Here is a 20,265-nt window from a genome sequence, read left to right on the forward strand (position 1 = left end):
GGCCGGCAGGACCGCGTCGACCACATTGGCGGCGATGACACTGCGCGGCATGCCGTCGAACTTGGCGGTCTCGGGGTCCTGGGCCAGGACAAAGCCGCCGGCAGCATTGAGCGCGATGCTCCCCCGGGTGCCATCCGTGCCGGTACCGGACAGGATCACCCCCACCGCCTTCTTGCCGAACGACTCGGCCAGGGATGAAAAGAAGATATCTATCGGGAGCGTCAGCCCCCTGGGATTCTTGGGTGTCAGGCGCAAATGCCCGGAATGGACATGCATGATGGTGCCGGGCGGAATCAGGTATACCTAGTTGGCCCGGATGGGCATGTCATCCTCGACCATGGCCACCGGCATCGGGGTATGCCGGGCCAGAAGATTGCTCATCATGCTCTTGTGATCGGGCGAGAGGTGCTGGATGACGACAAAGGCCGCATCCGTGTCACCCGGACAGGCCTTGAAGAATTTTTCCAACGCATCCAGACCGCCGGCCGAGGCCCCCAGACAGATGACATAATCATTGAAGCCGGGATTGGCGGCAGCGCCGGAATCATGGGACGACGAACGACTTTCCATCAAACCGGTACCTTGAGTGGATGAGTGAATGTACCAGCCCGGGTGTCACCGGGGCTTCCGTGGTTGGCGGACGCGGGACAAGCTACCTGTTGGGTGCGTGTTCCGCAGACGGGTTCCCGGTCAGCCCATACCGCTTGACCAGGACACCGAGAGCCATCTCTAGTATCGTCAGATCATGCAATTTCCTAAAGGCCCGATGTCCAGAGTCTCCAGGGCAGCCGCTCACGGCCTTGCTTGGATGCCATGCGCGACACGCCATCCGGGGGGGCATGCCCGGTTGCCCGGCAGAGCCCGTGACAGGCGCCTACCCGGCCTCGCATGACCTGTCCGGCATCGGCCACATCTCCCCCGGCTCCCGGGGAGCCCCGGCAGGATGACCACAACCGCCACAACCACCCGACACCATGAGCACCCGCCCCATCACCTGCATCCGCTCGACCGACCTCGACCACCTGGCCGGCCGGGCCAGCGCCAGCCCACGGCGACGCAGCAACCTCAACCTGCACACATCGAGTGACGATCCGGTCCAGCGCCTCTTCAATGCCTTGGACCCTGACACGTATGTCCGGCCTCACCGCCACGCCCGCGACACTGGCTGGGAATGCCTGCTGTGCGTCCGTGGCGCTGCCGTCGCCCTGACCTTCGACGACCACGGCCGGGTGACGCAGCGCATCGAGCTGGTGGCGGATGGCGGAACCCTGGCCATCGAACTGCCGGCCTATCACTGGCATACCCTGCTTGCCCTGCGCCCGGGCACCATCCTGCTGGAAGTCAAACCCGGTCCCTACACGCCTGTCGCGGAGCCGGATTTCGCGGCCTGGTCGCCCCGTGACGACAGCCCCGATCGCGCCGCCTATCTCGACTGGCTGAAGCAGGCGCAGGTTGGCGAGGCGGCACCGTCTCCGGCATGCACCGGCGCGGCAAGCGCCCGTCCGGGCTGAGACATCCACCTTGAAAAGGCCCGTCCCGGGCGCGTTGCGCAAGTTTTTCCCGACTTGCTAAACTGCGGACAGGCCGCTTCAATGCGGCGATTCTTTTTCAATCGTCTGAAACCCGCGTAGTCACGGACTCCCATGAGATCAACCTTCCGCTCTCTGATCGTCGCCAGTACCGTTGCCGTGCTGGCCAGCTCCCCCCTGACGGGCTGCTCCTCGAAGAAGAAGACCACCAGCGTCGGTCAGACAGCCAGCGGACCGGCCGACAAACCCTCGCTCGTCGAACAGATCGACATGACCCTCAGCGCCCGAGTACAGGCCATCAGCCGCAAGAACCGCATCCTCACGCTGAAATTCCCGGACGACAAGGTCGCCAAGGTCAAGGTCGGTCCCGAGGTGAGGAACTTCAACGAAATCGGCGTCGGCGACACCATCAAGGCGGCATTCCGCGACCAGGTGGAAATCTTCGTCGTCGGCCCCGGCGGCAAGCCGGCCTGGGAGGAGGTCGAGGAAATCAAGCCGGTCAGGGGCGCCAAGCCCGGAGCGGCCATCGTCCGCGCCTACGAATTGTCGGCCAAGGTGGTTGACGTCGACTACCAGAACCGCAAGATCACGCTGAAGGGCCCGCAAGGCCGGCTGATGCAGTTCACCGCCAAGCCGGAAATCCGCCGCTTCAACGAGATCAAGGCGGGCGACATGGTGGTGGCGCGGCTGATCGAGGCCATCGATATCGACATCCAGCCGCCGCAGCGCGCCAGCTCGGCCAGCCGCCCCTACCGCCGCTGACCGATCCGGATTGCCGAACCGTCCGGCGCGCCGGCAACCCCCCTGCCCATCACACCGAGGCGGGAGGCGCCTTGAGCGCGCCAAAGGCGGCCAGTGCCCGTTCCCGGCTCAGCTTGAGATCCACGATCGGCCGCGGATAGTGCTCGCCGAGCCGGATGCCCCAGCCAGCCAGGCGCTCGGCCCCCGCTTCCCAGGGCCGGTGCAGCCATTCGTCCGGCACCCGGGCCAGCTCCGGCACCCAGCGACGCACGTATTCCCCCTTCGGGTCGAAGCGCTCGCCCTGCAGAACCGGGTTGAAGATCCGGAAATACGGCGCGGCATCGGCCCCGCAGCCGGCGGTCCATTGCCAGCCCAGACTGTTGTTGGGGAGATCGGCATCCACCAAGGTGTCCCAGAACCAGCGCGCGCCCCGCTGCCAGGGAACCAGCAGATTCTTGGTCAGCAGCGAAGCCGCCATCATGCGCACGCGGTTGTGCATCCAGCCGGTCCGCCACAGCTCGCGCATCCCGGCATCGACGATCGGATACCCCGTCTCGCCACGCTGCCAGCGCCCGATCTCGTCAGCGCCGTCCTCGCGCCAGGGCAGCTGGGCGAAACGCGCATCCAGGGGCGCATCGGTCGTATGCGGGAAGTGGAACAGCAGGTGATGGGCAAACTCGCGCCAGGCGATTTCCCGGAGGTAGCAGCCAGCGCCGCTGTCGGCGGCAGGCACTTCCCGATCGCGCATGGCGCTGACGATCTGTCGCGGCGAGATTTCGCCGAAATGCAGATGCGGCGACAGCCGCGAGGTGCCGGGCTCGCCAGGCAGATCCCGCCGTTGCCGGTAGCCCCGGATATCGGCCTCCAGGAATTCCTCCAGTCGCGCCCAGGCCCCCGCCTCGCCGGCCTGCCAATGCGCATGGAAGCCGGCATCCCAGGGAATCCCCGGCAGCAGCCGCAACTCGGCGAGGGGTTGCGAGACCAGATCCGGCGGTACCGGCGGCAAGGACGAGGGTGCCGGCTCCGGCACAGGCTCCAGGCCCCTGGCCTGCATCGCCTTCCAGAATGGCGTGAAAACGCGGTAAGGTTCGCCGCCACCGCGGCCAATCTCCCAGGGCTCATATAGCAGCGCCGCGTTGAAGCTGGCGACATCGATCCCCGTCTCGCGCAGCAGCCGCTTGATGGCGGCATCGCGCGCGATCGCCGCAGGTTCGTAGAGGCGGTTCCAGAACACCTGACGGGCGCCGGTCTCGGCCAGCAGGCGTCGCAGTTCGGCACCGGCCTCGCCGCGCCGGATGATCAGCCGCGACCCGCGCTCGGCGAGCGAGCGCTCCAGGGCCGCCAGGCTGTGGTGCAACCACCAGCGGCTGGCGCTGCCCATTGCCCAGCCGGAGGCATCTTCCGGCGCATCGACGAACACCGGAATGACGCGCTCGGCGGACGCCAGGGCTGTCAGCAGGGCGGGATTGTCGGCCAGCCGGAGGTCGCGCCGGAACCAGACGATGGCCGTGCCGGCCGTCATGGGGATGCACCCGGCAAGCCGCATGCCCCGGCCGCGCAGCGCCGCCGGAAATGCCATCCGGCAAAGCGCGCGTAAACCCCGTCCAGCAGCGGGGCGAGACCGAGCGCGCGCACCAGGCGGGTCAGCCAGCGATAGCCGGGAAGCTCCGACCACAGCGCGAGAAAGGCGCGGGCCCCGCTTTGCAGGGTGCCTGCCCGGTCGATGACGTGGAACCGGCGCAGGGCAGCCTCAAGCTCCAGCCCATGGCGGGCCAGGTCCGCCTCCGGCTGGGTGACGTCCACCCAGGTAAACGGCAACTCACGGGCGACGCGCCGATAGTGGTCGATTTCCCGCCGGCAAAGCGGACAGCCGCCATCGTAGAACACGATGACAGGATTGCAGATTTCACCCACGCCACAGCCTCCGGAAGGTAGAAAGAAGCGGCTTAGAGACGGGCCGGGGACACAAGTTCGCCGGCAAGGCCACGTCAACCGCGCCACACCCTGCCACGATGAAAGGCCAGATAGTCGCGGTGGCCCGTCCGCAGGCTTAGGGAACGACCAGGCCCGCTTTCGCCATGACGCCCGGCGAGTGGTTCCGGCGCGGTTACCGGCTCATCGGGTGTGCGCCATCGTATCGGCGCTGCCCGCGCCCTCGGGGAGCAATCCAGCCACCGATCGGCCTGTTCCAGTTTCCGGTGCCATCGCTCGGCACTCATGGCCGTTCTGGCCGCACCAGAAATCCACAGGTCTCTCCTGAAACGAGAAAAACCGCGCAATTGCGCGGTTTTTCTGGGGTCTCCATGCTTTCCCGGTGCTGCATGAAACGCTGAGGCAGTGATGCGTTCAGACGTTAAAGCGGAAATGCACGACATCTCCATCGTGCATCACGTATTCCTTGCCTTCGAGACGCCAGCGGCCGGCATCCTTGGCACCCTGCTCGCCGCCGTGTTTGACGTAATCATCGTAGGCGATCACCTCGGCGCGGATGAAGCCGCGCTCGAAATCGGTGTGAATCACGCCGGCCGACTGCGGTGCCGTGGCGCCGGCCGGAATGGTCCAGGCACGCACTTCCTTGACGCCGGCCGTGAAGTAGGTCGACAGGTTGAGCAGTTTGTAGGCAGCGCGGATGACGCGGTTCAAGCCGGGCTCATCCATCCCGATCTCGGCCAGAAAGTCGCCCTTGTCCGCCTCGTCCAGCTGGGCGATTTCGGCTTCGAACGCTGCGCAGACCGGCACGACTTGGGCCCCCTCGGCTTCGGCATGCGCCCTGACCCGCTCCAGGAAGGGGTTGTTTTCGAAGCCGTCCTCGCGAACATTGGCGATGAACATGGTCGGCTTGCTGGTCAGGAGATGCAGTTCGCGCAGCAGGGCTTTCTCCTCGGCGTCGAGCTCCAGGGTGCGCACCGGCTTGCCGGCGTCGAGATGGGCCAGCACGGACTCGAACAGGGTCTTGCGCGCCTGTTCGTCCTTGTTGCCCGATTTGGCCGCCTTGGTGGCGCGCTGCAGGGCCCTCTCCACGGTGGCCATGTCGGCCAGGCTCAATTCAGTGTTGATGACCTCGATATCGGAAATCGGATCGACCTTGCCAGCCACATGGATGACATCCTCGTCCTCGAAGCAGCGAACGACATGGGCGATCGCATCGGTTTCCCGGATATGCGCGAGGAACTGGTTGCCCAGGCCCTCGCCCTTCGAGGCCCCGGCCACCAGTCCGGCGATATCGACAAACTCGATGGTGGTCGGCAGCACCCGCTCGGGCTTGACGATCTTGGCCAGGGCATCGAGCCGCGGGTCGGGCACCGGCACCACGCCGACATTCGGATCGATGGTGCAGAAAGGATAGTTCTCGGCGGCGATGGCCGCCTTGGTCAAGGCGTTGAACAGCGTGGATTTGCCGACGTTCGGCAAACCGACAATGCCACAGTAAAGCGTCATAGCGGGATGTCAGTAGAGAAGGATGATGGAAGTGTAGCGATCAGTGCGGGCCCGGGGATGGCTGGTGCATCCAGGCCTCCAGCCGGTCGAGCGTCCGCGCCAGGGCGCCGCGATTGGCTTCGACAAAGTCGCGGCCACGCCGGCCATAGGCCTGCGCCACGTCCGGCTCGCGGATAAAACGGCTGACCCACTGCCCCAGCTCACCGGCGTCGTTCACCTGCACGGCACCGTTGGCCGCCAGCAGCCTGGCACAGATTTCGCGGAAATTCATGACATGCGGGCCCATCACGACCGGGATGCCGGCCGCTGCGGGCTCCAGGACATTCTGGCCGCCATGCGGGACCAGGCTGCCACCGACGAAGGCAACGTCGGCCGTGCCATAGAAAAGCCGCAGTTCGCCGATCCCGTCGATCAGGTAGACGCCGGTATCCGGGCCACAGGCGCCACCGCCTGAGCGGTACTGCACCGCCAGCCCGGCGCGTTCGCAAAGCTTCGCCAGCTCGCCGGAGCGCTCCGGATGGCGCGGTGCGATGACCAGCACGAGGTCTGGAACCGTGCGCCGGATGGCGGACAGGGATTCCAGCAGTTGCTCCTCCTCACCGGGATGAGTGCTGCCGGCTATCCAGACCGGACGCTCGCCGAACAGCGTCCGCCGGAGTTCCGCCGCACGCGCCCGCATGGCCTGGTCGCAGGGTGCGTCGAACTTGATGTTGCCGGTGACCGTGACCGCCGCGGCAGCGGCACCGATCGAGCGATAGGCTTCGGCATCGCCCTCCGTCTGCGCGGCTATCAGGCTGACGGCGGAAAGGCTCTGCGCGGTCAGCTTGCCGAGGCGCCGATACCCGCGCGCCGATCTCGCCGAGAGTCGCCCATTGAGAATGGCCAGAGGAACCTGCCTGGCCCGTGCCGCGAGGAACAGGTTCGGCCAGATCTCGGTCTCCATGATCAAGCCGAAGCGGGGCTGGAAATGCGTGAAAAAGCGGTCAACCGCGCCCGGCAGATCGTAGGGAAGATAGACATGCCGGACCCGATCGCCCAGCACCTCGGCGATGCGCGCCGAGCCGGTGGGGGTGGCGCAGGTCACCAGCAAGGTCAGACCGGGTTGCCGGTCCAGGAGCGAGCGGATCAGGGGGAAGGCGGCCTCGCACTCACCCACCGAAACCGCATGGATCCAGAGGGTTGCCGGTGCGGGAGGGATGTCCCGGTAGTACCCGAGGCGCTCACCGATGCGTTGGCGATAGCGAGGCTGCCCGCGGCTTTTCCCCAGCAGCCGCAACAACACCCCGGGCAGGAAGACGTAGAAAAGCAGCGTGTAGAGTTGCTTCACGCTTCTTGCCCTGGGCTCGGGGCGCCGCGGAACGGCGCCAGTCCGGGTAGCCGATTACTCGGCGGCGACGGTCAGGGGCAGGATAGCCACGACGTCGGCATGCAGCTGGATGCCGATCTCGTACTCGCCGACATGGCGAATCGGGCCGGACGGCAGGCGGACCTCCTGCTTCTCGACGGCGATGCCGGCAGCCGTCACGGCCTCGGCGATATCGCGGGTGCCGACCGAACCGTACAGGCGGCCTTCGTCGCCGGCCTTGTGGGTAATGGTGACGGACAGGGCGCCGATCGCGCTGGCGCGCGCCTGTGCCGCCGCCAGGGTATCAGCGGCCTTCTTTTCCAGTTCGGCGCGGCGCTGCTCGAACTGTTCCAGTTTTTCAGCGGTGGCCACCACGGCCTTGCCCTGGGGAATCAGGTAATTGCGACCGTAGCCCGGCTTGACGTTGACCTTGTCGCCCAGCCCGCCCAGGTTGGGGATCTTTTCCAGAAGAATGATTTCCATGTTGATTGACCTCAGAAATTAGTTATGTCGTCTTGATTCAGGATGGGACTGCATCAGCCGCGCCGCGCTGGCAGCCTGCGCCGCCAGTCGAGCCAGGCATCGGTCAGCCCCGCAAGGGCGACCAGCAGGAGCAGGGGGGCCATGAACATCATGCCGATGTAGAGACCGATCAGCCAGAACCGGCCCGATGGACTGCCCGCGCACAGGGCATGCACGACCGAGAAACCGGTCAGCAGGAAGGCCATGAACATCGGCACTGACAGATTGGCAGCGATTTCGCCCGCGACACCCCCTGTTGCCGCCACGGCCAGCATCAGCAAAAAGGTGCCGGCAAGCGACTTCGGCATGCGCAAGCCCAGGAATTCAGCGCGGAATCCGCCCGGATTGTAGAGGCTGGCCTGCCACCAGCGAGCGATGAACAGGCTGAGCAATACGGTCAGGACGGAACCCGCCGCGATCGCACCGGTGGCGAAGCGCGCAAACACCGCCATCGACTGGAGGAGCGCGGCCTCGTTGCCGCCGGCGCCACGCTGTTCCAGCATCGGCCTGACAGCCTGCCCCAGGGTTTCACCCCAGTAGGCCGCCGGATCCCCGATGACCGCGTAGCATCCGAGCACGACCAGGATGCCCAGGCCGACGGTGGCCATCACGGCCATGGACAGGCTGGCGGTTTCCCGCAGAATCATGGCGATCACCAGCAAGGGCAGCCACATGGCCAGCGCAAAGCCGCCGGCCTGAACCGCGCTGCCCATGATCATCTGCCCCGCCAGGGCAACCACCGGCAGCGCTCCGGCGATCAGCCACAGCCCTTCCCGACCACCGCGCCGCAGGGTGGGCAGCGCCACGGCTGCCGCCGCCAGCAGGCTGGCCAACGACAGCATCCAGGACAGGATGGTCAGTGCCGCCATCACCAGAATGGCCTGCGAGCGGCCCTTCATGATGAAATTCGCCAGCGTGTTCACGGATGGGAAGCCCCGGCCGCCGTCCGCCCTGCGCTTACTCGTGGCTGTCGCAGAACGGCATCAATGCCAGGAAGCGCGCACGCTTGATGGCGGTCGCCAGCTCGCGCTGGTACTTCACCTTGGTGCCCGTGATGCGGCTGGGGACGATCTTGCCCGTTTCGGAAATATATTCCTGCAGCAGGTCCAGGTCCTTGTAATCGATTTCCTGGCCACCCTCGCTGGAGAAACGGCAGGATTTTTTGCGCTTGAATTGACGTGCCATCTAATTAACCTCGAATGCGCTAGTCGTTGTGTATCAATGATGCGATGCCGGGAAAGCTCAACCGGCAACGGGCTGCGCCGGCGCTTCGGCGGCCGGGGCGCCTTCGCCGTCGGCATCGCGAATCTCGGCGGACTCCTGATGTTCCTTGCGCGCCATCGGGGAAGGCTCGGTAATCGCGCTCTCCCGGCGGATGGTCAGGTTGCGCAGGACCGCATCGTTGAAACGGAAGCCGCTTTCCAGCTCTTCCAGGGTGGCCTGGTCGCATTCGATATTCATCAGCACGTAGTGTGCCTTGTGGATCTTGTTGATCGGGTATGCCAGCTGGCGGCGTCCCCAGTCCTCCAGCCGGTGGATGGCACCGGATGCCGACTCGATCAGGGTGCGATAGCGCTCCAGCATGGCTGGAACCTGCGCGCTCTGATCCGGATGAACCATGAAGACGATTTCATAATGACGCATGAATGCTCCTTACGGATGATGAAGCCTCCCGGAACAACGGTGAGGCAAGGAGTGACGGCCATGACTGGCCGCCGGCTAAAAGGCGGGAAATATACAGGATTCCGGCGGGTTGTTCAAAACCCGCCGTCAGCAGGAAGCGAGGAATCTGGCGTGCCGGGGCACGCCCCGGCATGCGTTGCCGCGGAACTTAATGCCGGTGGCCGCACATGCCGGAACCGCAGCCGCCCTGGAAGGCGGGCGCGGCGCAAGCCGGCTCGGCATGGGATGCGCCGCCACCCTTGCCATGTACGGCGGGCGCCGCAACCAGTTTCCTGATGTCGGCGCCGCCGCATTCCGGGCAGGCCGGCGCCGATTCACTGATTTTGTGCATGGCCGTGTAGGGATGGCCGCAGGATTTGCACTGATAGTCGTAGGTAGGCATGGGTGAATCCGTCGTCGTTAAGAGGGGAAGAGGTTTCGGGTTTCAGAAGGGCTTCAGAACCGCCAGGAGGACGATAGCGATCAGGAACAGCACCGGGACCTCGTTCATCCAGCGGTAATAGACATGGCCATGACGGTTGCGATCGTGCCTGAAGTCGTTCAGCCAGCGACCGCACTGCACGTGATACGCCACCAGCAGTGCCAGCAGCGCGAGCTTGGCATGCAGCCAGCCACCATGCCCATAACTGGCCCAGGCGTAATCGGCCAGCATCCAGATGCCGAAGAGCAGCGTCAGCAGCATCCCCGGCGTCGTGATGCCCCAGTAGAGCTTGCGCTCCATGACCTTGAAGCGCTCCCGGCTGATCGTGTCGTCCGCCAGGGCATGGTAGACGAACAGCCGGGGCAGATAGAACAGCCCGGCGAACCAGGTCACCATGAAAATCAGATGCAGGGCCTTGAGCCACATGGGCGATGTCTGTCCGCTGGATGGGTAGGAATCCGGAGCTGCCGTCCGGTCAGGCGACGACGGTTGGTGCGGGGCAGATTGCACTGCCCCTCGTCAAGATCACAAACCGTCGCCGGATGCCACTCAGTCCTCCAGTTGCTGGATGCCATCCAGGAACCAGGTCGGCTGGCGGCTGTTGCGGGGTCGGGTGAAGTGCCAGACCTCGCGCACCTGCTCGGGTCGCGCATCCCGCTCCTCGCGCATCAGGACATCGAACAGCACGGTCACCTCCCGGTCGCTGCCGGTATCGCGGACCTCCAGCAGCTCAACCTCGACCTTGAGCAGGTCGGTCTGATTGGGTGCGACGCCACGGGCACGGATCTGCTCCTGCAACTCGGCAAACACTTTGTCGGTGGTCAGTGCCCGCAACTCGGCCAGGTCACCCCGGTCCCAGGCCTTCTGCATCATCTCGTAAGCGACCCGGGCACCGTTCAGGAACGCGGGCGCATCGAAGTCGGCCGGCATCGCCACGCCATTGCCCGCGGGCGCGGCGCCGGCGGGCCCGCCCTTGCGGGAAAAGATGTCGGTGTCGAAACCGGCAGCGGGGGCCCGGCCATCGCTGCCCTGCCGGCCATACACGGAACCGGTCTCGCCCGCATCGGCGGCGCCGCCGCCAAAATAGCCGCCCGCCGACGCCGGACGCGCCTGGCCCTGGCGACGCGCGGCCAGCAGCCTGAATAGCAGGAAGGCGATACCGGCAAAGATCAGCAGGTCAAAGAAATTGATGTGTTCAAAGCCGCCGCCGAAGAACAGCGCGCCCAGCAGGCCGCCGAGCGCCAGACCGCCAAGGAAGCGGCCGAGACCGCCGCGCTGCGCCAGGGAGTCGCGCACCGCCTGATTGCGCTGCTGGGCCGCCGACATGGCGGGCTGCTGCGCCGGCATGTCCGGCCGGGCCGTGCCCGGATTCGAAGGTGTGGTGGAACGCTGGTACGGCGCGCTGTAGGACGGCCGGCTACCGAAGGAGCGACCGCCACCCATGCGGGCCGCGGAGACATCCGACACGCCCGCGGTGAATACGAGGAGCCCCAGGAGGGCACTGGTCACGAAACCGGATTTTCTAGTCATGGATACGTTTCTCTGTCAGGTATTGACCGGCAACAAGATGGTGCGCGGCCGGGGAAAAATCAAGCACGATCCTGCCGACGCCCATGAGACCCGCCCGCAGAAGACAGGTTCGCCAGCCGCGGCCAACCGGCGCGCCGGGGCTTGCCCGCCACCAAACTGCGCTACCATTCCGTGGTCGAACAATCCCGTTCCCAACATCAGCGAGACTTGCGCATGAACCAGACCCCCACATCGACATCGACTCTTGTCCGTCAGCCGGCCGCCAGCGTTCTGGCCACCAACCGCGTGCTACGCAACACCTATGCGCTGCTGGCCATGACCCTGATCTTCAGCGCGGCCTGCGCCGGCGCGGCCATGTTCATGAACCTGCCCTATACCGGCCCGCTCATCACGCTGGTCGGCTACTTCGGCCTGCTCTATCTCGTCAACCGTTTCAGCGATCGCGCCCTGGGACTTCTGTTCCTGTTCGCGCTGACCGGATTCATGGGTGCCACACTGGGCCCCATCCTGAATGCCTACATCGGCCGCTTCGCCAACGGCACGCAGCTGGTGATGCTGGCGATGGGCGGCACCGGACTGACCTTCGTCGGCCTCTCCGCCTATGCCCTGATCAGCCGCAAGGATTTCAGCTTCCTCGGCGGCATGCTGTCGGCCGGCATCCTGGTGGCGTTCCTAGCAGGCCTGGCGGCGCTTTTCATCCCCGGCCTCACTGGCCTGTCCATGGCGGTTTCGGTGATGTTCGTGCTGCTCATGTCGGGGCTCATCCTGTTTCAGACCAGCGCCATCGTTCATGGCGGCGAGACCAACTACATCCAGGCCACGCTGACCCTGTTCATCTCCATCTACAACCTGTTCACCAGCCTTCTGCAGCTGTTCGGTGTGCTGCAGGGCGAGGATTGAGCCCCCCCGCAATAGCCGCCGGCAAGAGATGCGTCGCCCCACAGGGAGACGCGACACTCCCGGCGAGCTCATGACGAACACCCGCCGGGACCCGCTGATCCGCTTCCCGGCGGCACACCCTCGCTGACCATTCCCTGCTGCCGGACACCGGCCGGGAGGCCGGGCGCCCTGGCCCATGCCCGAGCCGCCGGGGTGCGCCACTGTGCTATGCTTCGTGGCCTCTTCGCCCCTGCCGGAACATGCATCTCCCCGACTTTACCCGCCACCGCCTCCTGGTGCTTGGCGACCTCATGCTCGACCGCTACTGGCATGGCAGCACGTCGCGCATTTCCCCGGAAGCCCCCGTGCCGGTGGTCCGGGTCAACCAGATCGAGGAGCGCGTCGGCGGCGCCGGCAATGTGGCGCTGAATATCGCCGCCCTCGGCAGCCAGGTCTGCCTGCTGGGCTGGCGCGGGGACGACGAAGCCGGAACCGGCCTGGAAAACCTGCTGCGAGCCGCCGGCATCGACTGCGGCATCGAAACCCTGCCGGGCAACACCACCATCACCAAGCTGCGCGTGCTGAGCCGCCACCAGCAGCTCATCAGGCTGGATTTCGAGGAAGGCTTTGCCGCGCCGGAGCCGGGCCGTCTCGTGGACCGTTTCAGGCAGCAGCTGGCAATGGCCGACATCGCCGTACTCTCGGATTACGGCAAGGGCACCCTGTGGCAGGTGGGCGAATTGATCGCCATCGCCCGCGAGCAGGCAAAGCCGGTTCTGGTCGATCCCAAGGGCACGGACTTCGGCAAGTATCGCGGCGCGACCCTGATGACGCCCAACCGCGCCGAGTTCGAGGCTGTCGCGGGCGCCTGCCGCGGCGATGCGGAGCTGGTCGAGCGCGGCATGGGGATGCTGGAGGCACTGGCGCTGGAGGCCTTGCTCATCACCCGCGGCGAGCAGGGCATGACCTTGCTGCAACGGGAGCAGCCCCCCCTGCATCTGCCGACCCATGCCCAGGAGGTCTACGACGTCACCGGCGCCGGCGATACCGTCATCGCCACCCTGGCGGCGGGCCTCGCCGCCGGACTGCCGCTGGCCGAGGCCACCCGCCTGGCCAATCTGGCCGCCGGTCTCGCGGTGGGCAAGCTGGGCACCGCCGCCATTTCGGCGGCCGAGCTGTCCCAGTCGCTCCGCGGCGGTTCCCCCGCCCGCCGGCGCGGCGTCACCGATGCCGAGGCGCTGCTGCCGCTGCTGGCGGCCGCGCGTGCCGAGGGCGAGCGGATCGTCGCCACCAACGGTTGCTTCGACATCCTGCACCCCGGCCATGTCGATTACCTGCAACGCGCCCGCGAGCTGGGCGACCGGCTGCTGGTGATGGTCAATTCGGACGACTCGGTACGGCGGCTCAAGGGCGCGGAGCGCCCGATCAATCCCTTGCCGCACCGCATGACCATGCTGGCCGCGCTGGCCTGCGTCGACTGGGTCGTACCGTTCGAGGACGATACCCCGCGCGCCCTGATTGGCCGGCTGCTGCCGGACATCCTGGTCAAGGGTGGCGACTACCCCGACATCACCGCGATTGCCGGCCATGACCTGGTCCTCGCCCGTGGCGGTGAGGTCCGTATCCTGCCCTTCGTCGAGGGACACTCGACCACCGGCCTGATCGACAGGATCAGCGGCCGGAGAACCCTCGACACCGCTTCCACCGCTGCCGATTCCTGAGCATGGCCGAACGTTCCCGCAAACCCGCCGATAATGTCGAGGCCCTGAAGGTTCCGCCCTACTCGATCACCGCCGAGCAATCGGTGATCGGCGCCCTGATGCTGGACAAGCAGGCCTGGGACAAGGTCGCCGACTTCCTCATCGAGGACGATTTCTACCGCCGCGACCACCAGCTGATCTACCGCGCCATCAAGCTGCTGGCGGAAAAGCAGTCGCCGCTGGATGTCATCACCCTGTCCGAGACCCTGGAGCAGCTCGGCTGGCTGGAGGAATGCGGCGGGCTGGCCTACCTCGCCACGCTGGCCAAGGAAACGCCCAGCGCCGCCAACATCGTGGCCTACGCCGAGATCGTCCGCGAGAAATCCGTGCTGCGGCAGCTGATCAGTTCGGGCGGCGATATCGCCGATCTGGCCTACCATCCGCAGGGCCGGCAGACCATCGAGCTGATCGAGGCCGCCGAGCAGCGGGTCTTCCACATCGCCGACCAGTACCGCCGCAAGGGCACCGGCTTCAGTCCCATCAAGCCGCTGCTGGCCAAGGCCATCGACCGCATCGAGATGCTGTTCCAGAAGGAAGGCCACATCACCGGTGCCAGCTCCGGCTTCAACGACTTCGACGAGATGACCTCGGGCCTGCAACCCTCCGACCTGATCATCGTCGCCGGCCGGCCATCCATGGGCAAGACCACCTTCGCCATGAACATCGCCGAGCATGTCGCCATCAAGGAGCAGGTGCCGGTGGCGGTGTTCAGCATGGAAATGCCCGGCGAACAGCTGGCCATGCGCATGATTTCCTCGCTGGGCCGGATCGACCAGCACCGCGTCCGCACCGGCAAGCTGGAGGACGACGAATGGCCGCGCATGACCTCGGCCATCAACATCCTCGCCGAAACCAAACTCTTCATCGACGACACCCCGGCGATGACGCCCACCGAGGTGCGCGCCCGCTGCCGCCGCCTGGCGCGCGAACACGATGGCCAGCTGGGGCTGGTGGTGCTGGACTATCTCCAGCTCATGCAGTCGCCCGGCGCCGAGAGCCGCGTCAACGAGATTTCCGACATTTCCCGCTCGCTCAAAGCGCTGGCCAAGGAACTCAACGTGCCGGTGATCGCCCTGTCGCAGCTCAACCGCAGCCTCGAACAGCGGCCGAACAAGCGGCCGGTGATGTCGGACCTGCGTGAATCCGGCGCCATCGAGCAGGATGCCGATGTCATCGTCTTCATCTACCGCGACGAGGTCTACAACAAGGAGACCGCCGACAAGGGCACGGCCGAAATCATCATCGCCAAGCAGCGTAACGGCCCCATCGGCACGGCACGCCTGACCTTCCTGGGCCAATATACCCGCTTCGAGAACTTCATCCACGACCCCTACGCCGGTGAGTCCTACTGACGATCCCACCCGCACCGCGCATGCCCTGATCAAGCTGACGGCTGCCGCCGGCAACCTGCGCCGCATCCGTGCCGTGGTGCCGGAAGCCCGGGTCATGGCCGTCATCAAGGCCAATGCCTACGGGCACGGCATGCTGCGCATCGCCCGCAGCCTGCAGGCGGCCGACGGCTTCGCGGTCGCCCGCACCGACGAGGGCCTGACCCTCCGCGCGGGGGGCATCGAGCAACGCATCGCGGTCCTGCAAGGCTTCGTCAGCCGCGAGGAACTGGCGGCGCATGCGGAGGCCGGCCTGGAACCGGTGATCCACTCCGACTGGCAGGTGGACTGGCTGGAACAGGCGCGGCTGCCGCGTCCCCTGGCAGTCTGGCTCAAGCTGGACACCGGCATGCACCGGCTCGGCATGCTGCCGGGCGAATTCCATGTCCTGCGGCGGCGGCTGGAAACCTGCCCGGCGGTCCGGCAGCCCATTCCGCTGATGTCGCACCTCGCCAATGCCGACGAGATCGAGGACCGCTTCACCGAACATCAGCTGACGCTGTTTCGCGATGTCACGCGCGACGTGGCCAGCGAATCCAGCATCGCCAACTCGGCCGGCCTGTTCGCCTGGCAGGATGCGCGCCGCGAATGGGTGCGGCCCGGCATCACCCTGTACGGCGTCTCGCCATTCCCGGGCCGCAACGGGCTCGACGAGGATCTGGAACCGGTGATGACCTTCCGCTCGCGGCTGATCAGCATTAAGCAGGTGCCGGCCGGCACCCGGGTCGGCTATGGCGGCGACTGGATCTGCCCGCATCCGACGCGCCTGGGCGTGGCGGCGATCGGCTATGGCGACGGCTATCCCCGGCTGGCCCGCTCCGGCACGCCGGTGCTGGTGCGCGGCCGGCGCGTGCCGCTGATCGGGCGCGTCTCGATGGACATGATCACGCTGGACCTGACCGCATGTCCCGAGGCGGACATCGGCGATCTCGTCACCCTCTGGGGGGAAGGCCTGCCGGTGGAGGAGATCGCCAACCAGGCCGGCACCATTCCCTACGACCTGCTCTGCGGTATCACCCAGCGCGTGCGCATCATCGACGTCTGAGGCGAGGATGCGTCGACGCCCTCTTTCGCCGGTCCCCATGAGCGGGTGGCACAGGGTCCTGGTGGCGATACTGGCGGCCATCCAGCTGACGGGCTGCGCGACCCTGCCGCCACCGACCGGCGCCGCGGGCACCCGGGGCGAACCGACGGCAGACGAAATCGATCACCTGCTGGAAGCCGCGGCGAGCCCGGCGTCCGGACAGAAACCGGCCCGCCCCGGACCGGCCAGCAGTCAGCCGGTCCGGGCGGGCGTCGGCGATACCCGCACGCGCATCCGTCATCTGCTGCCGCCCGGTATCCAGGATGCCGGGGGCTGGGCCCGGGACATGGCGACGGCCTTCGCGGCGCTGCGACTGGCGCCGACCGACGAAAACCTGTGCGCCGTCATCGCGGTCACCGAGCAGGAATCCTCGTTCCAGGCCGATCCCCCGGTGGCGGGCCTGCCACGCATCGTGCGGGCCGAGATCGACAGGCGCGCCGAACGCTACCACATTCCCGCAGGCGCGCTGGAGCTGGCCCTGTCGATGCGGTCGCCGGATGGCCACAGCTACCGGGAGCGCATCGCTGCCTTGCGGACCGAGAACGACCTGAACCGGCTATACGCGGACATGACGGCCGAGCTGCCGTTCGGAAGGCAATGGCTGGCGCACTACAACCCGGTCAGGACGGGAGGACCGATGCAGGTCAGCCTTGCCTTCGCCGAGCGGCAGGTGCGGGAAAAACCCTACCCCTATCCGCGCACCGGCTCGCTGCGCGAGGAACTGTTCAGCCGCCGCGGCGGGCTGTATTTCGGCGCCGCCTACCTGCTCGACTACCCGGCCACCTATCGGCAGATGCGCTACCGCTTCGCCGACTTCAACGCCGGTCGCTACGCCAGCCGCAATGCGGCCTTCCAGCAGACGGTCGGCCAGCTGACCGGCATCGACATCGAACCGGACGGCGATCTCCTGCGCTACCGGGATGGCACTGTCAGCGAGGAACCCAGCCAGACCCAGCAGGCCACGCTTCAGCTGGCGAACGCCCTGGGCCTGGGCGCATCGGCCATCCTGGCTGACCTGCGCCAGGAGAAATCGGCCGGCTTCGAGCAGACCGAGCTTTATCGGCACCTGTTCCTGCTGGCCCAGCAGCGCGGCCTCCGGCCAGATTCGGCACGCTTGCCGGAAATCCGGCTGAACAGCCCGAAAATCACCCGCGGACTGACCACGGCCCGGTTCGCCCAGCGCGTCAACGAGCGTTTCAACCGTTGCCTGCGTCGCCGCTAAAGGTCATGCCAAGCGCCCAGGCGGGCCGATACCGACGGTAACGGTCATGCCGAACGGCAGCCGATCTGCCGGGAAGGCCGGCGGCACCCTATAATTCCGCTTTTTTTCGACTCATCAGGTAGCGATTCCATGTCCACCACCATCAAGAAAGTTGCCCTCGCCTACTCCGGCGGCCTTGACACCTCGGTCATCCTGCAATGGCTGCGGGAAACCTATCAGTGCGAAATCGTCACCTTCACAGCGGACATCGGCCAGGGCGAGGAAGTGGAGCCGGCGCGGGCCAAGGCGCAGGCCATGGGCATCCAGGAGATCTACATCGACGACCTGACGGAAGAATTCGCACGCGATTTCGTGTTCCCGATGTTCCGCACCAACGCCATTTACGAAGGCGAATACCTGCTGGGCACGTCGATCGCCCGCCCGCTGATCGCCAAGCGGCTGATCGAGATCGTCAACGAAACCGGCTGCGACGCCATCTGCCACGGCGCGACCGGCAAGGGCAACGATCAGGTGCGCTTCGAACTGGGCGCCTACGCGCTCAAGCCCGACATTAAGGTTATCGCGCCCTGGCGCGAATGGGATCTGACCTCGCGCGAAACCCTGCTGGCCTACGCGGAACAGCACGGCATCCCGATCGAGATGAAGCGCGGCAAGGCCTCGCCCTACTCCATGGACGCCAATCTGCTGCACATTTCCTACGAGGGCGGCGTCCTGGAGGATCCGTGGGCCGAACCCGAGGAAAGCATGTGGCGCTGGAGCGTCTCGCCCGAGGCGGCTCCGGACCAGCCCACCTATGTCGAGCTGAGCTATGAACGCGGTGATATCGTCGCCATCGACGGCGAGCGCATGTCCCCGGCCCGGGTGCTGGCGCGCCTGAACCAGCTGGGCGGCGCCAACGGTATCGGTCGCCTGGACATCGTCGAGAACCGCTACGTCGGCATGAAGTCGCGGGGTTGCTACGAAACCCCGGGCGGCACCATCATGCTCAAGGCCCATCGGGCCATCGAGTCCCTGACCCTGGACCGCGAGGTTGCCCACCTCAAGGACGAACTGATGCCGCGCTATGCCAGCCTGATCTACAACGGCTACTGGTGGAGCCCGGAGCGCCAGATGCTGCAGAACCTGATCGACGGCTCGCAGGCGAACGTGAACGGCGAGGTGCGCGTCAAGCTGTACAAGGGCAACGTCACCGTGGTCGGCCGGAAATCCGCGCACAACAGCCTGTTCGACATGAACATCGCCACTTTCGAGGATGATCGGGGTGCCTACAATCAGAAGGATGCCGAGGGCTTCATCAAGCTGAACGCCCTGCGCATGCGCATTGCCGCCAAGAAAGGCGCCCGTTTCGCCTGACGACGCCCTCCACTACCCTGCCCGGTCAGCGCCCCGGAGGCGCCACCGGGCAGAGGCTTCGGCCGTCCCGCCTCAACGTACCCTGACGTTGAACACCGCCGAGCGGATGGCCTCCCGGCCCTCGCCCCAGGGGCGCCGGTACTCGAAGCGCAACAGCCCGTCGCCCCTGGCCAGCGGCCGGAAGGTCCAGACCTCCTGCCCGCCCAGCCCCAGCAGTCCGCCAGGATTCGCCTGCTCCTGATAATCCGGGGCATCGCCCACGGTCTCCAGAATTTGCCCCGTGCGGTCGATGAGCAGCCAGCGATAGCCCGTGGTCCAGCTGGCATCGAGACGGATCACCAACCGCTGCTGCATGTCCAGATCCACGGTGGCACCGGCATCCCGCGTGGCGACCTCGACAACCGGGATGCCGGGCTCGTCGATCACCGGCAGACACCCGCCGCCGGCTGCGAGCATCCCTGCCAGCAACGCCAGGCGGATCGATCGGCGGGCCGTGCGCCGGCGCATGGCGGACAAGCCGGCAACCGATGCCGGGCGCTCAGACGGCGTAGGCCTTGCGGTAATACGGCCAGGTCTGCACGTGCAGATACTTCCGGATCGGCGACTTGATCACGGAAACGCAGAGCGCGATCGAGAACAGACACCAGACCGCCGCGTACTCATTGGGATTGGAGGTCAGGATGTCGGAGATCAGCGGCCCCACCAGGTAGTGGAAGCCGACGAAGCGCCAGGAGCCGTACAGGATCGGCATCCAGAAGGCGGTGAGGATGTAGGTGAAGCCATGCAGCCCGTAACGGAAACCGAAGGGGTTGTCGGGATAGTCCGACATCAGGCCGTTGAGTGGCAGCTGCCAGGCGATGTGCCAGTCGCCGGAAACGGAGCAGGCCTCGGCCCCGCAGAATCCCTCGAAGCCGATGATGCACTTGCCCGCCCAGGCGAAGGGATACATCTTGACCAGCATCGCCAGCGCCCCCACGGCGCAGATGCTGTAGACGACCGTGCTGATCTTCCGCTTGACCTCCTCGGGAATGAAATACATGGCCACCATGTTGACGAAGAAGGGCTGGAAGGCGATGTGCAGATAGCCGAAAAGCGTCAGTATCTGGTTGGGTGGCGCATCGCAGAGGTTGATGTAGACGTAGGTTGCCGCCTGCAGCAGTTCCATGCAGGCGAAATAGGTCAAGGGAATCCACAACTCCTTCGACTCGCCCTTCCAGGCAACGTAGGCGGCGGTGCCAAAACCGACCGTGGCCAGCACGGCCGAGGCTTCTCCACTCCAGCACATAAGGTATTTCCTCTTAAATTATCGTTATCGGATTCGGAGCCGGACAAAGCGGCGGCGCCACGGTGGCGCCTGACGCTCTCGTTAG

General features: G+C 66.1%; 22 protein-coding genes and 1 pseudogene. 9 read left to right on the forward strand and 14 right to left on the reverse strand.

Translation table 11 applies throughout. The annotated features are described in order from the left end of the window. Positions 1 to 570 (reverse strand): annotated as a pseudogene (locus tag ACYQ1H_RS13505) (chemotaxis protein CheB); the annotation flags it as partial. Positions 571 to 974: 404 nt separating this feature from the next. Here ACYQ1H_RS13505 and ACYQ1H_RS13510 point away from each other — a divergent pair. Continuing rightward, positions 975 to 1,511: a WbuC family cupin fold metalloprotein gene (locus ACYQ1H_RS13510; protein WP_460028569.1), complete on the forward strand. Its 537-nt coding sequence runs from the start codon at positions 975 to 977 to the stop codon at positions 1,509 to 1,511. Positions 1,512 to 1,643: 132 nt separating this feature from the next. Then, a complete protein-coding gene (locus ACYQ1H_RS13515) occupies positions 1,644 to 2,291 on the forward strand; it encodes a hypothetical protein (RefSeq protein ID WP_460028570.1) in 648 nt (215 codons plus the stop codon). 49 nt (positions 2,292 to 2,340) lie between these two features. Here ACYQ1H_RS13515 and ACYQ1H_RS13520 read toward each other — a convergent pair whose 3' ends face one another. The 11 genes from ACYQ1H_RS13520 to ACYQ1H_RS13570 form a co-directional block, all read right to left on the reverse strand. Further along, positions 2,341 to 3,792: a cryptochrome/photolyase family protein gene (locus ACYQ1H_RS13520; RefSeq protein ID WP_460028571.1), complete on the reverse strand. Its 1,452-nt coding sequence runs from the start codon at positions 3,790 to 3,792 to the stop codon at positions 2,341 to 2,343. Then, positions 3,789 to 4,184 carry a thiol-disulfide oxidoreductase DCC family protein gene (locus tag ACYQ1H_RS13525; RefSeq protein WP_460028572.1) on the reverse strand — a complete coding sequence of 132 codons (396 nt, stop codon included), beginning with the start codon at positions 4,182 to 4,184 and terminating at the stop codon, positions 3,789 to 3,791. Before ACYQ1H_RS13525 ends, ACYQ1H_RS13520 begins: the two co-directional genes overlap by 4 nt. A gap of 432 nt (positions 4,185 to 4,616) precedes the next feature. Continuing rightward, on the reverse strand, positions 4,617 to 5,708 hold the full coding sequence (gene ychF / locus ACYQ1H_RS13530; protein ID WP_460028573.1) for a redox-regulated ATPase YchF: 1,092 nt from the start codon (positions 5,706 to 5,708) through the stop codon (positions 4,617 to 4,619). A 40-nt stretch (positions 5,709 to 5,748) separates the two neighbouring features. Next, positions 5,749 to 7,035 (reverse strand): lipid IV(A) 3-deoxy-D-manno-octulosonic acid transferase, encoded by a 1,287-nt coding sequence (gene waaA / locus ACYQ1H_RS13535; protein WP_460028574.1) that lies wholly within the window; start codon positions 7,033 to 7,035, stop codon positions 5,749 to 5,751. 54 nt (positions 7,036 to 7,089) lie between these two features. Then, the gene (rplI, locus tag ACYQ1H_RS13540) at positions 7,090 to 7,536 is read right to left on the reverse strand and encodes a 50S ribosomal protein L9 (RefSeq protein ID WP_460028575.1); all 447 of its coding nucleotides are present in this window, start codon (positions 7,534 to 7,536) and stop codon (positions 7,090 to 7,092) included. Positions 7,537 to 7,589: 53 nt separating this feature from the next. Then, complete coding sequence (locus tag ACYQ1H_RS13545; RefSeq protein WP_460028576.1) at positions 7,590 to 8,498, reverse strand: DUF2232 domain-containing protein; 909 nt, start codon at positions 8,496 to 8,498, stop codon at positions 7,590 to 7,592. Positions 8,499 to 8,532: 34 nt separating this feature from the next. Then, positions 8,533 to 8,760 carry a 30S ribosomal protein S18 gene (gene rpsR, locus ACYQ1H_RS13550; protein ID WP_460028577.1) on the reverse strand — a complete coding sequence of 76 codons (228 nt, stop codon included), beginning with the start codon at positions 8,758 to 8,760 and terminating at the stop codon, positions 8,533 to 8,535. Between the two features lie 57 nt (positions 8,761 to 8,817). Beyond that, the gene (gene rpsF / locus ACYQ1H_RS13555) at positions 8,818 to 9,219 is read right to left on the reverse strand and encodes a 30S ribosomal protein S6 (RefSeq protein ID WP_460028578.1); all 402 of its coding nucleotides are present in this window, start codon (positions 9,217 to 9,219) and stop codon (positions 8,818 to 8,820) included. A gap of 187 nt (positions 9,220 to 9,406) precedes the next feature. After that, positions 9,407 to 9,640 carry an FmdB family zinc ribbon protein gene (locus tag ACYQ1H_RS13560; protein ID WP_460028579.1) on the reverse strand — a complete coding sequence of 78 codons (234 nt, stop codon included), beginning with the start codon at positions 9,638 to 9,640 and terminating at the stop codon, positions 9,407 to 9,409. Positions 9,641 to 9,682: 42 nt separating this feature from the next. Continuing rightward, the gene (hemJ, locus tag ACYQ1H_RS13565) at positions 9,683 to 10,105 is read right to left on the reverse strand and encodes a protoporphyrinogen oxidase HemJ (protein ID WP_460028580.1); all 423 of its coding nucleotides are present in this window, start codon (positions 10,103 to 10,105) and stop codon (positions 9,683 to 9,685) included. Between the two features lie 123 nt (positions 10,106 to 10,228). Next, on the reverse strand, positions 10,229 to 11,209 hold the full coding sequence (locus ACYQ1H_RS13570; RefSeq protein ID WP_460028581.1) for a Tim44 domain-containing protein: 981 nt from the start codon (positions 11,207 to 11,209) through the stop codon (positions 10,229 to 10,231). Here ACYQ1H_RS13570 and ACYQ1H_RS13575 point away from each other — a divergent pair. The 7 genes from ACYQ1H_RS13575 (at position 11,208) to ACYQ1H_RS13605 (ending at position 18,895) form a co-directional block, all read left to right on the forward strand. Then, positions 11,208 to 11,426, forward strand: coding sequence for a hypothetical protein (locus ACYQ1H_RS13575; protein WP_460028582.1), 219 nt, complete (start codon positions 11,208 to 11,210; stop codon positions 11,424 to 11,426). The genes ACYQ1H_RS13570 and ACYQ1H_RS13575 overlap by 2 nt on opposite strands. After that, positions 11,423 to 12,109, forward strand: a complete 687-nt coding sequence (locus ACYQ1H_RS13580; protein ID WP_460028583.1) for a Bax inhibitor-1/YccA family protein — start codon at positions 11,423 to 11,425, stop codon at positions 12,107 to 12,109. Before ACYQ1H_RS13575 ends, ACYQ1H_RS13580 begins: the two co-directional genes overlap by 4 nt. A 239-nt stretch (positions 12,110 to 12,348) precedes the next feature. After that, a complete protein-coding gene (hldE, locus tag ACYQ1H_RS13585) occupies positions 12,349 to 13,809 on the forward strand; it encodes a bifunctional D-glycero-beta-D-manno-heptose-7-phosphate kinase/D-glycero-beta-D-manno-heptose 1-phosphate adenylyltransferase HldE (RefSeq protein ID WP_460028584.1) in 1,461 nt (486 codons plus the stop codon). Between the two features lie 2 nt (positions 13,810 to 13,811). After that, complete coding sequence (dnaB, locus tag ACYQ1H_RS13590) at positions 13,812 to 15,200, forward strand: replicative DNA helicase (RefSeq protein ID WP_460028585.1); 1,389 nt, start codon at positions 13,812 to 13,814, stop codon at positions 15,198 to 15,200. Further along, positions 15,187 to 16,281: an alanine racemase gene (gene alr, locus ACYQ1H_RS13595; protein ID WP_460028586.1), complete on the forward strand. Its 1,095-nt coding sequence runs from the start codon at positions 15,187 to 15,189 to the stop codon at positions 16,279 to 16,281. Before dnaB ends, alr begins: the two co-directional genes overlap by 14 nt. Positions 16,282 to 16,318: 37 nt before the next feature. Continuing rightward, entirely contained in the window at positions 16,319 to 17,542 is a 1,224-nt protein-coding gene (locus ACYQ1H_RS13600; RefSeq protein ID WP_460028587.1) for a DUF1615 domain-containing protein, read from the forward strand. A 129-nt stretch (positions 17,543 to 17,671) separates the two neighbouring features. Next, on the forward strand, positions 17,672 to 18,895 hold the full coding sequence (locus ACYQ1H_RS13605) for an argininosuccinate synthase (RefSeq protein ID WP_460028588.1): 1,224 nt from the start codon (positions 17,672 to 17,674) through the stop codon (positions 18,893 to 18,895). A gap of 72 nt (positions 18,896 to 18,967) precedes the next feature. Here the strand turns inward: ACYQ1H_RS13605 and ACYQ1H_RS13610 are convergent, their stop codons facing one another. Beyond that, positions 18,968 to 19,402: a protease inhibitor I42 family protein gene (locus tag ACYQ1H_RS13610; protein ID WP_460028589.1), complete on the reverse strand. Its 435-nt coding sequence runs from the start codon at positions 19,400 to 19,402 to the stop codon at positions 18,968 to 18,970. Positions 19,403 to 19,433: 31 nt separating this feature from the next. Then, positions 19,434 to 20,180 carry a DUF5765 domain-containing protein gene (locus ACYQ1H_RS13615; RefSeq protein WP_460028590.1) on the reverse strand — a complete coding sequence of 249 codons (747 nt, stop codon included), beginning with the start codon at positions 20,178 to 20,180 and terminating at the stop codon, positions 19,434 to 19,436. Positions 20,181 to 20,265: the final 85 nt, after the last annotated feature.

This window comes from Methyloparacoccus murrellii (assembly GCF_054657115.1).

Excerpts from the sequence above, each read along its gene's own strand:
- ACYQ1H_RS13575 (WP_460028582.1), top strand. The coding sequence starts at position 11,208 with ATGGATACGTTTCTCTGTCAGGTATTGACCGGCAACAAGATGGTGCGC.
- ACYQ1H_RS13570 (WP_460028581.1), bottom strand. The coding sequence starts at position 11,209 with ATGACTAGAAAATCCGGTTTCGTGACCAGTGCCCTCCTGGGGCTCCTC.
- ACYQ1H_RS13600 (WP_460028587.1), top strand. The coding sequence starts at position 16,319 with ATGAGCGGGTGGCACAGGGTCCTGGTGGCGATACTGGCGGCCATCCAG.
- ACYQ1H_RS13520 (WP_460028571.1), bottom strand. The coding sequence starts at position 3,792 with ATGACGGCCGGCACGGCCATCGTCTGGTTCCGGCGCGACCTCCGGCTG.
- rplI (WP_460028575.1), bottom strand. The coding sequence starts at position 7,536 with ATGGAAATCATTCTTCTGGAAAAGATCCCCAACCTGGGCGGGCTGGGC.
- ACYQ1H_RS13615 (WP_460028590.1), bottom strand. The coding sequence starts at position 20,180 with ATGTGCTGGAGTGGAGAAGCCTCGGCCGTGCTGGCCACGGTCGGTTTT.
- hldE (WP_460028584.1), top strand. The coding sequence starts at position 12,349 with ATGCATCTCCCCGACTTTACCCGCCACCGCCTCCTGGTGCTTGGCGAC.
- rpsR (WP_460028577.1), bottom strand. The coding sequence starts at position 8,760 with ATGGCACGTCAATTCAAGCGCAAAAAATCCTGCCGTTTCTCCAGCGAG.
- ACYQ1H_RS13510 (WP_460028569.1), top strand. The coding sequence starts at position 975 with ATGAGCACCCGCCCCATCACCTGCATCCGCTCGACCGACCTCGACCAC.
- ACYQ1H_RS13610 (WP_460028589.1), bottom strand. The coding sequence starts at position 19,402 with ATGCGCCGGCGCACGGCCCGCCGATCGATCCGCCTGGCGTTGCTGGCA.
- ACYQ1H_RS13580 (WP_460028583.1), top strand. The coding sequence starts at position 11,423 with ATGAACCAGACCCCCACATCGACATCGACTCTTGTCCGTCAGCCGGCC.
- hemJ (WP_460028580.1), bottom strand. The coding sequence starts at position 10,105 with ATGTGGCTCAAGGCCCTGCATCTGATTTTCATGGTGACCTGGTTCGCC.
- ACYQ1H_RS13605 (WP_460028588.1), top strand. The coding sequence starts at position 17,672 with ATGTCCACCACCATCAAGAAAGTTGCCCTCGCCTACTCCGGCGGCCTT.
- ACYQ1H_RS13560 (WP_460028579.1), bottom strand. The coding sequence starts at position 9,640 with ATGCCTACCTACGACTATCAGTGCAAATCCTGCGGCCATCCCTACACG.
- rpsF (WP_460028578.1), bottom strand. The coding sequence starts at position 9,219 with ATGCGTCATTATGAAATCGTCTTCATGGTTCATCCGGATCAGAGCGCG.
- dnaB (WP_460028585.1), top strand. The coding sequence starts at position 13,812 with ATGGCCGAACGTTCCCGCAAACCCGCCGATAATGTCGAGGCCCTGAAG.
- ychF (WP_460028573.1), bottom strand. The coding sequence starts at position 5,708 with ATGACGCTTTACTGTGGCATTGTCGGTTTGCCGAACGTCGGCAAATCC.
- ACYQ1H_RS13515 (WP_460028570.1), top strand. The coding sequence starts at position 1,644 with ATGAGATCAACCTTCCGCTCTCTGATCGTCGCCAGTACCGTTGCCGTG.